The following is a 10444-nucleotide window of genomic DNA, read 5'->3' as shown; positions in this document are numbered from 1 at the left end:
CTTGGCGCAGATGTTCCGCCCAGGGCCGCCCTGCACCCGCCGGCCGCTCAAGGCACGCCTTGGATCCTCCTGCGGCCCCAGGTCGGGTTCTCCCGCTCCATCCGCCGAAACCAGCCGTCGCAGGCACGATCAGCGAGTACCACCACGCCGCGTAACAGCAGCTCAGACCACGAAACTCAATATTCGAGCGGCACACCGAGTGACCTGCGGGTCACCATATGGCGAACGTGCGGGACACTCCGCTGCCCGTGTGCGACTCGCACCGGAATCGCCCGCGTGATTGTGCGGGTCCGGCGCCATATCACAATTCACCGTCGAGCGCGGCGAAAGTGCGGTCTCGTTCTCCGACTATCGGCCAGTACCGCTGTGGGCCCATGGTCGGATGTGCGGGGGGATCCCGTTCGCGATCATCGAGCTGTGCAGCGATCGTCCAGACCTGCTCCCCGCTCACGCGAAACCCGCGATCACTGGAGACGCCCTCGAGATCAGGGAGAGGCGTGAAACCGTTTCACGGCGAGCTTGACGTGGCGATCGGCTTCAGCAGGAGACAGAACAAGCCGGCTTCCGCCTTGATCAGCAATCGAAGGAGACACCCCCATGAACCCCCCCTCTCATCCCCCGCTGCCGATCCCCGCACACCTCAGCAAGGCAGCCCGCGAATTCCTGACGCAGCCGCCTCCGACGCAGGCGCCCTCTCTTCCCGAACGGGAAGACACCGACGGCTGGCTGCGCCTGGTCGAGCGAACCGACGGCTACATCCGCGCCTGGCTCGCAGACCGAGCCCTTCCGTCGCCGGTCGCCGCCCAGGACACACAGGTCGCCGGCGTCCACACCTACGTCCTGCGTGCCGAGGGCGACACGGCCACCGACAAAGGGCCGATCTACCTTGACATCCACGGCGGCGCCCTCCTCTACGGCGGCGGCGATCTGTGCGCTCACAGCTGCGCCGAAACCGCGCTGAACACCGGGATGACCACCTGGAGCATCGACTACCGGATGCCGCCACTGCATCTCTATCCCGCTGCGCTCGATGACTGCCTCGCCGTCTACCAGGCCTTGCTGAAGGTCCGCGATCCCGCCGACGTCTTTGTCGGCGGCGCCTCAGCCGGCGGCAACCTCGCCGCCGCACTACTGGTGCGGGCCAAGGACGAAGGGCTTCCGATGCCAGCGGCGCTGGTACTACGGACACCGGAGGTCGACCTCACCGAGTCCGGCGACAGCTTCCACACCAACGCCGGCATCGACAACGTCCTGTCAAGCCTGCGGGAGGTGAACGAGCTCTACGCGAACGGGTACGACCTTTCCCACCCCTACCTGTCCCCATTGTTCGCCGACCTGTCCGGCTTCCCGCCCACCTTCCTGCAATCCGGCACCCGGGACCTGTTCCTGTCCAACACTGTCCGCATGCACCGCAAGCTGCTGTGGGCCGGCGTCGAAGCCGAACTGCACGTCTTCGAGGCCATGCCACACGGCGGCTTCGGCGGCACCAGCCCCGAGGACGCCGAGCTCGCCGCCGCGGTCCGTGACTTCCTGGACCGGCACCGCCGACGACTCTGAGCCTGGCGGCGGGCGGCGGTCCCCTTTGCCTGCCAAAACGCCGGCGGGTGCCGTGGGGACGATCTGGGCACAACTGCCCATTGCGCCAGTACTGAGCTTCTGGTGCGCGCCGACCTGCGTGGGAGAGCAGGAAATCGCGCTCGCGCGGCGGCCGTGCCCGGACCTGCAACCGACTCGGCGCCGCCGCGGCGCCGAGTCTGTAGCCTTGCATGCGTTGGCACGGCTCCAGGGGCCCTATCAACTGACCTGTGGTTTTGCCGCCGCCTGCACGAGTCGGCGCTTCCAGCGTGGCCCGCAGCCCGCACTTCGGAAGCCGTTCGACTATTCGTTGCGGCGCAAGTCCATGCTGTCGGATCCGTCCCACCGGTTGTTCGCGGCTGCTTGGCGGGCTCGCTCTGCGAGTTCGCCGGTCAGGCCGGTGCATTCGATGCACCATTCGACCCACTGGGGTAGCAGATCGAGGATGGCCTCGGCGTACTTCTTGATGTACCCGTCTGCGATGAGGATCACGTGTGGTGGATGAGATCTGCTGGTCGGCGAGTCACCGTTCGGTCTACGGGCGCGGGTGGGTGAACAAGCCGGGCTCGGTTTCGATCAGGATGTCGCGGCTGGTCAGGCGTTTGAGCTTGGCACGGACGTTTTGGATGCCGTTGGGCGTCAGCGGCAGATCCATCGCCAGAGCCAGGTCACGGGCGCGCAGAGAGCCGCCGGTCTCGCTGAAGACGGTGAGGATCTGCTGGTAGTCGGGATGATCGAAGCCGACCAGTGGCGCATCCGGTTCAACCAGGGCGGGGTCGGCTTCGGCGAGGGACAGGAGGGTCTTGCGGCTGATCCGCAGGTCCTCGACCGCCTGGCTGAGTTCGCCCAACCGCCCGGTCAGGGAGTCGATTTCGGCCTGGGCCTGCTCGATCTGGCCGGTCAAGGCCTGTTCGCGGGCATCCAGCCGGTCCAGGAGCCAGGTTCCGGGATCGGGCGGGCATCGGGCCTGGTCATGTCCACCGCCAGGAGGGAGCCGCGGGGGTCAGACGCCGGGACATCACGTCCGTCATCGCCCAGTACACCCGTGATTCGGAACTCGACGGGAGATGTTCATAGTCGCGGACCAGCCGCCGGTGGAACATCAAGATCCCGTACGTTTGCTCGACGACCCATCGTTTCGGCTGGGGCACGAAGCCTTTGTCGGCGGGGTTGCGTCCGACGATGTCCACGGCGATCCCCAGGCCGGCGCCATGAGCGACGACCACGTTCTTGAATCCCTGGTCGGCCAGCGCCTTGGTCACGGTTCCCTCGGTGACGGCGGCGACCCGGTCCAGCAGGGCGATCCCGGCCGTGTTCTCGTGAGCTGAGGCCGCGAGCACGACGACCGCGATGACCAGCCCCAGCACGTCTACGGCCAGGCCCCGCTTTCTGCCCGGCACCCGTTTCGCGGCATCCCTTCCGGTCGTTTCCGCGGGGACCCCGGCCGCGACGTGGACGCTTTGGGTGTCCAGCACGACCAGGCTCGGGTCGACTAATCGCTTCTTCTGCTCACGCAGATGCCAGCGCAGCAGGTCGTGGATCGTCTTGTCGGTGCCGTCATCGCGCCATTTGGCGAAGTAGTACGTCGCGCCCTTGGGCGGCAGGTCATGGGGAAGATAGTCCCATTGGACGCCGGTTCGCCCCTGGTAGCGGATCGCGTTGACGATCTCCCGCAGCGCATAGTTGCCTTCGTGGCCGCTGACCGACGGGTGCGCGGCCTTCCATGCCGTGAGGACCGGCTCGATCAACGCCCACTGCGCGTCGGTCAAGTCGCTCGGGTACGGCTTGCGCTCAGTCACCGCGCCATCCCAGCACAACTGGACCCGCCGACTGGCAGTAACGCTACAAATCCACGCGATCACATAGTGACATCATGGACAAGGGCTCGCGTAACGCACTCTCAGACCAGCTGCGAGCAGGTGCCGCCTGCGGTGTGCTAGTGAGATCTCCTGTGTACTGTTCCAGCACCTCCGAGGTGACAATGTCCTCTTCAACACTGGGGTGCATAGTGATCCGCTTTGGCGCGGGTGTGTATTCGATCATGAGGGTGGGGGCGTGGCGGTAGCCCGGGTAGGGGTCGCCGCTGTGTTCGCTGGAGTAGTACTGGCGCCAATTGATCGTGGCGCTCTCGCTGACGGCTCGTAGCATCACCCCGTGGTTAGCCATGCCCTGCTCGATCCAGGCACGGGCCATGCCGGTGACCCGGTGCACCAGCTGCTCCTCTTTTGCGCACCAGCTGGCAGGGTCGGCCTCATAGTTGTAGCCGGCCGCGTTCGCGCCTTGCAGGGTGCTGGAGAACGAGGGCTGCCTGGACCAGCTCAAGTTGTTCGTGGCGCCGTCGAGGGTCCAGGCGGAGGTGACCTGGGCCGCCGCGATCGACCCGAGGTTGTTGCCGCACAGCTGGCCGCCGGGGCCGCCGGACTTGTAGTTCCACACCCACAGGTCCGCATCCACCACGGTGGCGCCTTCGAGCGCGGGGTCGTCGGTGTCGAACTTCAGATACACCCGGGCGATGTCGGCGCTGGTGGACGTGGTGCCCACACGCAGCCAGCCGGCCGCGGCGTTGTTAGTACTGGGGCTGTTCTTACTGACCCAGGCATCATCGGGTTCTCCGCCGCCGAACCATTCGGAAGCCGCGGCGATCGTCACCGGGTAGGTCACCGCGGTATCGGCCAGGAACTTCTCGTCCGGGGTGAACACCAGCTCCGACGTCGTGCCGGAGGTCTCCACGCGCGCGTCGACCGGCGAGGTCCTGCCCTCGTCAGGGGAGGCCTCCACCTTGGCGTCCATGGCGGTCAGCACGATCGGCGCCGCCGCCGCCTTGCCCTTGGCGTCCTTGAGTTGCGGCAGCCCGTCGGAGGTCGTGCCGAACGTGGTGCCCTTGGGCAGAGTGAGGGGTAGCCGCACGGTCACCGGGCCGGTCGGGCGCTGGCGGAAGACCACCTGGGAGATGAACCCGTCGGCTTGGGCCTGCACGACCAGGTCCGCTCCCGGCGCGACGGCATCGGGGTAGGTGACCGTGCTGCCGGAGATCTTCGGCTCCGGCAGCGCCCGGGCGGCCTTCAGGCCGATCTTGCCCTGCTCGCCGTCCGCCGACACCAGGTGTTTGCTACCGCGTCCGCCGAAGGTCAGCGGGCTTTTGACGCGCGCGGCCTGGAGCTTGCCGTCGCGGGTGTCGATGCGGGTATCGATGGGCTCCCAGGTGCCGCTGGCCGGGTTCTTCAGCTGGACGGGGCGTGTACAGCTCGGCCCGCAGGTTCTTACCGTTCGGAGTCGCCCAGACCCTCATGGTCTCAGTGAACCGCGAGGGCACCTCAACAGGCTTGCCGGACGTGGCCGCCTTCTCCCAGGCGGTTTTAAGCCCAGGGTCGGTCAGTTGAGTCGTCGTCGATGACGTGGAGGTGGGGGATGGTGTGGGGTCCTGGGCGGCCGCAGGTGCACTTAGGAGCGAAAGCGGCAGCGTCAGGGCCACGATCAGGGCAGCACAGCGGCGCGTCCGGACGGCTAAGCCGGACGCTGATCGACGTCTGTTCACTCACAACCTTTCGAACATGCGTATGAAAACAAATTGATCATCACACGATGCAAGCGCAAAAGCAAAGATCATTTCCAGTAACGGGTAAGGGGCGCTCCGTGAAGAAATGCGCTTGATATGTCGGCGCGGTCGGCGCGGTCGGGGGTCCCGGTAGTAATCGCGGAAAATCCAACGGATATCGCTGACCATCGTCGGTGTGAAGCGTTCAGGCCAGGTCGGCGGCATCCTCAGACCGGCCCGCCGTATCCACCGACCAGCACACCAGCCCTGCGGCGCCATCACATCAGAGCAAGCCAGAGGTAGGTTCGTTGGATTTTCCGCGATTACTACCGGGACCCCAGGATCGCGAAGCCGTGCCCGCGCAGGCTCTTCTCGAAGCCGCGCCGGGCCGATCCGGGAATCCAGGGGTTCTTGATCCGCGTGTCGAACGCCGCGGCCGACAGGGCCCGGGAGTGGTCGCCGAGGTCGGCAAGCCATTCGCGCAGCCCTTGCCCCTTGGACACCAGCTCGGTGGCGGCCTGCTCCGCCTGACCCGGCGGCTCGGCGCCGCCCACACCGTCAACGCCGCCACCACCGACCCGTTCGCCGCGATCAAGACACTGGGCGGGGCCGACGTGGCGATCGTGCCGGCAGCCGGCCCTCGCGTTCTGGAGCAGGCCCATGCCTCACTCCGGGTACCGTCCGGTGCCGCCGCCCCGACGTGCTCTTGCGATATCAGAAGTGAATTCGCCGGGCTAAGCGTGGTCCAGGACCGCGATATCAAAAGTAAAACCTGTGCTTGGATTCTGATATCTGGCGATGTCAGATGAATTCGAGCGCACGTTGTACGCCGAGCGGTGGCGGACCGCGTGCGGTCACTACGGGTTATGTCGGCCCGCTATGCAACACTATGCGCCATGTCTCTTGCTGACCTCAGCCTCGACCATTGGCGGACCGTCGACGAGGCCACGGTACGAAGGATCGCGCAGGAAGCAGCCGGCCTGGTGGCAGGACGGGTGTCCCGCGTCGAAACGGTCGAGCACCTCGGGGGCGAGTTCCACCGTGTCCTTGTTGAAAGGGATGGCCAGGAGTTCGCTCTGATCCCGGGCGGCACGGTCAGGCTCGGATTCGACCCGAACGCCTGGCAGCCGACGCCCGAGCAGGAAGCGGACTACGCAGAGAGCCTGTCCGACGGGTTCGGCCATGGAGAGAATCTCCGCGCTTACCTCACCCACATGCTGAGCCCTCGCCGGACAGCGATCGTGCCCACCGTCCTCATGGCCGTCGAAGACGAACCCCTGGAGGAGTTCCCCGCCGACATGCCCGCCATCCTTGCCGAGCGCGGCCTGCGGATGCCGAGCCCGGACGAGTGGGAGCATGCCTGCGGCGCGGGTACGGACACCCTGTTCCGCTGGGGCGACGAATGCCCCCTCGACCGAATCCCCTATGGCCCCCACGACGGACCGCACCAACAGCTCAACGCCTTCGGCCTGCGCATCGCCTACGACACCTACCGCGCCGAGCTGAGCACCGACCCCTCCGCCGTTCACGGCGGAGACGGCGGAGAATCGGTCTGCGGCGGCTACGGCTACCTGCTCGGCTGGCTGCCCCTCGCCACCGCGAACCGCAACCCGAACATGGCGGAGCTCGTCTACGGCCCGGAGGGCGAAGACAGCATCGACACCTGCTCCATCCGGCCGATCCTGACGCTCTCATGACATGAACTCGCACCCCGGCCCTCCAAGCGCGCCGCACCTAGGCCGGCAACCGCCCGATGGCCGATAGAGCTCAGTTCGCAGCGCCGGGAGGTCGCGCCAGCGTTCGGCCGACGCCAGAGCGTCCAGGCTGATCCGCTCCAGGAACGCACCGCCCCTGGCCAGGCGGCGTCCCACTGGCGTGTCGAGCCCGAGCGCTTGATGCCTGGGGGCCCTCCTGTTATCGGCGCTGGGGCCGTAGTCCGTCGAGGATGATCTGGGCGATGTGCGCGGAGCGTTCACGGCTGGTGTCCGCGTCGGCGTGCCGGATCGCGGCGAAGGCGCCGGCGACGATTGCCATCACCTCGTCGACTGTCACATCGTGGCGTACGACCCCTGCGCGATGGGCGCGATCGAGCAAGCGTGCGACCTGGTGCGTGAGGTCGGCAGCGGCGTCCGGAGCGGCGTTGCGAAGGTCGAACTCGGCGGCCGTGAGCGCGCTCTTCACCGCTGCGTTCTCGGCGCCCGAGGCCATCATCCGGGACAGCAGCGTGAACAGGGCGGCCGGATCGTCGGTGCCGGTGAGCGTTTCTCCCTCGATGACCAACTGCCTGATCTGGTCGATCGCGACGGCGAGATAGAGCGCTTCCTTGGTGGGGAAGTGTCGGTGGACGGTGCCTGGACCGACACCCGCGCGGCGGGCGATCTCGTCGAGCGAGATGCCGAGGCCTTGCGAGGCGAACGACTGCTGCGCGGTCCGCAGTACCCGCTCACGATTGCGGCGCGCGTCAGCCCGTAGCTCCCGGTCGTTCACGGGAGCCGTCGGTGGCTCGGCTGGAGTTCGTTCAGGCGTTCGGCTGGACATCTCACCCCTAGCTTAACCGGGGCGTCGCCCCGTATGCTGCCTCATGTAAACGGGGCAAAGCCCCGTTTATGAGTCCGCGTCATTTCACCATGAGCAGGCCCCGCCGAACACGAGGAGGCCCCTTCAATGACCACACGCGAGGAAGCCGGCGCCCTGGTGCTGCGGATGCAGGAATGCTTCAACACCCGGCAGTTCGACCAGGCCGCCGACCTGTTCACCCCCGACTTCCTCAACCACCCGCTTGGCGCCATCGGGTTCGAAGCGGGCAGGGACGCCTGGGGCCAGGTCGTTGCCCGGTTCCCGGCCATGCGCGTTGTCGCCGACGACATCCTGATCGACGGCGACAAGGTTGCCGTCCGCTCATCCGTTGAGGGGATGGCGACCCCGGGTAGCGACGTCCGGCCCGTGCTCATCGAAATCTTCCGCATCGACAACGGCCGGCTCGCGGAGACCTGGGGCATCACCGAGGGCCCGGATCCACGACGCTGAGGCCCCCGTGGTCTCGCCAGGTCCTCCGGCGGACCAGCCCCACCGCGCCGACGCCACCGCCTCAGAACGGTCAGCGGTGACGAGACGGGCTTACCGCCGAGGAGATCGCCGCGGCGGAGGCCGAAGGCCGCTGTCGCGGCCGGCCGCCGGCCACGAGCGCACCTCATCAGGGCAGCGCCTGCCGAGATCCGGTCCGTCTCGGGGGGCGGCCGGGATCAGACCGTCGACCGGGACCAGCCGGGCCACCACGCCGGATTCGCTCGGCAACCGCACGGGCCCGTTCGGAGTCGTGATCACATGGCTGGAAAAGGATTGGACGGGGTGATGCTCGGGCTTGTAACTTGCAGCTGGCCGTGACACCGCCCGAGGAGGTGAGACCCATGAACGCTGTATCGATGTGGGTGCTCCCCCTTTCCTTCACGGTCGGGCGATCGACGTAGGTGTCGCCGGGAGCGCCTCGCCAACAAGGCACTCCCGAAAGGCAACACCTATGGACTCTCAGCAGTTCACCACCGAGCCGTCGTCGAACGGTACGGTCGAGCGCGGCTTCACCGTGGGCGACGTCCCCGGACTCCGGTCGCCGGCCTCCGGCGCCGATCGCGCGCCCCTCACGTTCGACGTGATCATTGCCGGGTGCGGGCCGACCGGTGCGATACTGGCCGCCGAACTGCGGCTGCACGACGTGCGGGTACTCGTTCTGGAAAAGGAGACCGAGCCCAAGTCGTTCGTCCGCATAGTCGGTCTGCATGTCCGCAGTCTCGAGCTGATGGCGATGCGCGGACTGCTGGATCGCATTCTCGAACACGGAAGACGGCGTCCGGCCGGCGGTTTCTTCGCCGCCATCCCCAAACCCGCGCCCAAGGGCCTGGATTCCGCGCACGCCTATCTGCTGGGCATCCCGCAGCCGGTCATCGAACGTCTACTCGAGGAGCATGTGATCGAACTGGGTGCGCAGGTCCGGCGCGGTTGTGCGGTGGTCGATTTCGAGCAGGACGACGAGGGCGTGACCGTCGAACTGGCCGACGGGGAGCGGCTGCGTTCGCGCTATCTCATCGGCTGTGACGGCGGGCGCAGTACGGTGCGCAAACTGCTCGGCGTCGGCTTCCCCGGCGAGCCCTCGCGGACCGAGACGCTGATGGGCGAGATGGAGGTGGGTGTACCGCGGGAGGAGATCGCCGCCAAGGTGGCCGAGATCAGCGAGACCCGTCAGCCATTCTGGCTCCGGCCCTTCGGCGAAGCCGTCTACAGCGTCGTGGTCCCCGCCGCGGGAGTCGGCGACCGCGCGGAACCGCCCACCCTCGAGGATTTCAAACACCAGCTGCGCACCATCGCCGGAACCGATTTCGGCGTGCACTCCCCGCGCTGGTTGTCCCGCTTCGGGGATGCCACCCGGCTGGCCGAACGTTATCGGGTCGGACGGGTGCTGCTGGCCGGCGATGCGGCGCACATCCATCCACCCATCGGCGGTCAGGGCCTCAACCTGGGCATTCAGGACGCATTCAACCTCGGCTGGAAACTGGCCGCGCAGATTTGCGGCTGGGCCCCGGAAACACTGCTGGACACCTACCAGGCCGAACGTCATCCGGTCGCCGAGGACGTGCTGGACAACACCCGCGCCCAGGGGGAACTGCTGTCCGCCGGACCGGGCCCGCAGGCCGTGCGCAGGCTGCTCACCGAACTGATGGACTTCGACGAGGTGAACCGCCATCTGATCGAGAAGATCACCGCGATCGGCATCCGCTACGACTTCGGCGAAGGCCCCGACCTGCTCGGCCGCCGCCTGCGCGACATCGACGTGAAACAGGGCCACCTCTACGGGCTGCTGCATCGCGGCCGCGGCCTGCTGCTGGACCGCACCGAACGCCTGACCGCCGGCGGCTGGTCCGACCGGGTCGATTACCTCGCGGATCCCACCGCGGTACTGGATGTTCCGTGCGTCCTGCTCCGCCCCGACGGCCACGTCGCCTGGATCGGCGACGATCAGCAGGACCTGGACCGCCACCTCTCCCACTGGTTCGGCAAGCCCGCCGACTGATTTCGCCTGAGCGACCCGAGCGGGAACCGGAGCCGGGAAGTGACCCGCGTCCTCCTCGTAAGCGACCGCGAAGCGGTGCGGTGTCGGGTGAGACGCCGGGAGATTCCGTGTTCGGGACGTGGAAAGGCCCACTCCCCGTGCGGAGGGAGCGGGCCTTTCGCCTGTGGGTGGGGGTGGTCAGCGGAGGACGGGGTAGCGGCGCACCAGGGAGGTGGTGGCCCACCAGGCGCCGATGCCCCAGGTGGTACCGGCGCCGCCCAGGGCCAGGCCGG

The 10444-nt window shown here is 67.4% G+C and carries 10 protein-coding genes; 4 read left to right on the top strand and 6 right to left on the bottom strand.

What is annotated here, in order from left to right; translation table 11 throughout:
* Positions 1 to 597: 597 nt before the first annotated feature.
* Complete coding sequence (locus tag ACTOQ3_RS25390) at positions 598 to 1557, top strand: alpha/beta hydrolase (RefSeq protein WP_440085856.1); 960 nt, start codon at positions 598 to 600, stop codon at positions 1555 to 1557.
* Positions 1558 to 1878: 321 nt separating this feature from the next.
* Here ACTOQ3_RS25390 and ACTOQ3_RS25385 read toward each other — a convergent pair whose 3' ends face one another.
* The 5 genes from ACTOQ3_RS25385 to ACTOQ3_RS25365 form a co-directional block, all read right to left on the bottom strand.
* Positions 1879 to 2067 (bottom strand): hypothetical protein, encoded by a 189-nt coding sequence (locus ACTOQ3_RS25385; protein ID WP_440085855.1) that lies wholly within the window; start codon positions 2065 to 2067, stop codon positions 1879 to 1881.
* 43 nt (positions 2068 to 2110) lie between these two features.
* Complete coding sequence (locus ACTOQ3_RS25380; RefSeq protein ID WP_440085854.1) at positions 2111 to 2479, bottom strand: hypothetical protein; 369 nt, start codon at positions 2477 to 2479, stop codon at positions 2111 to 2113.
* A 67-nt stretch (positions 2480 to 2546) separates the two neighbouring features.
* The gene (locus ACTOQ3_RS25375; protein WP_440085853.1) at positions 2547 to 3374 is read right to left on the bottom strand and encodes an IS5 family transposase; all 828 of its coding nucleotides are present in this window, start codon (positions 3372 to 3374) and stop codon (positions 2547 to 2549) included.
* A gap of 43 nt (positions 3375 to 3417) precedes the next feature.
* Positions 3418 to 4674, bottom strand: a complete 1257-nt coding sequence (locus ACTOQ3_RS25370) for a DNRLRE domain-containing protein (RefSeq protein ID WP_440085852.1) — start codon at positions 4672 to 4674, stop codon at positions 3418 to 3420.
* A gap of 762 nt (positions 4675 to 5436) precedes the next feature.
* Entirely contained in the window at positions 5437 to 5772 is a 336-nt protein-coding gene (locus tag ACTOQ3_RS25365) for a hypothetical protein (RefSeq protein ID WP_440085851.1), read from the bottom strand.
* Between the two features lie 234 nt (positions 5773 to 6006).
* Here ACTOQ3_RS25365 and ACTOQ3_RS25360 point away from each other — a divergent pair, with 234 nt between their 5' ends.
* Complete coding sequence (locus tag ACTOQ3_RS25360) at positions 6007 to 6807, top strand: hypothetical protein (RefSeq protein ID WP_440085850.1); 801 nt, start codon at positions 6007 to 6009, stop codon at positions 6805 to 6807.
* A gap of 217 nt (positions 6808 to 7024) precedes the next feature.
* On the opposite strand, the gene ACTOQ3_RS25355 is transcribed toward ACTOQ3_RS25360, so the two are convergent.
* On the bottom strand, positions 7025 to 7597 hold the full coding sequence (locus ACTOQ3_RS25355; protein WP_440085849.1) for a TetR family transcriptional regulator: 573 nt from the start codon (positions 7595 to 7597) through the stop codon (positions 7025 to 7027).
* Between the two features lie 177 nt (positions 7598 to 7774).
* Here ACTOQ3_RS25355 and ACTOQ3_RS25350 point away from each other — a divergent pair, with 177 nt between their 5' ends.
* Both ACTOQ3_RS25350 and rox read left to right on the top strand, forming a co-directional pair.
* The gene (locus ACTOQ3_RS25350) at positions 7775 to 8137 is read left to right on the top strand and encodes an ester cyclase (RefSeq protein WP_440085848.1); all 363 of its coding nucleotides are present in this window, start codon (positions 7775 to 7777) and stop codon (positions 8135 to 8137) included.
* 490 nt (positions 8138 to 8627) lie between these two features.
* The gene (gene rox / locus ACTOQ3_RS25345) at positions 8628 to 10172 is read left to right on the top strand and encodes a rifampin monooxygenase (RefSeq protein WP_440085847.1); all 1545 of its coding nucleotides are present in this window, start codon (positions 8628 to 8630) and stop codon (positions 10170 to 10172) included.
* The last annotated feature ends 272 nt before the right edge of the window (positions 10173 to 10444 follow it).

The sequence above is a fragment of the Streptosporangium sp. LJ11 genome (assembly GCF_051918945.1).
GTDB lineage: Bacteria > Actinomycetota > Actinomycetes > Streptosporangiales > Streptosporangiaceae > Streptosporangium.
This window is presented reverse-complemented; position numbering and strand designations above follow the sequence as displayed.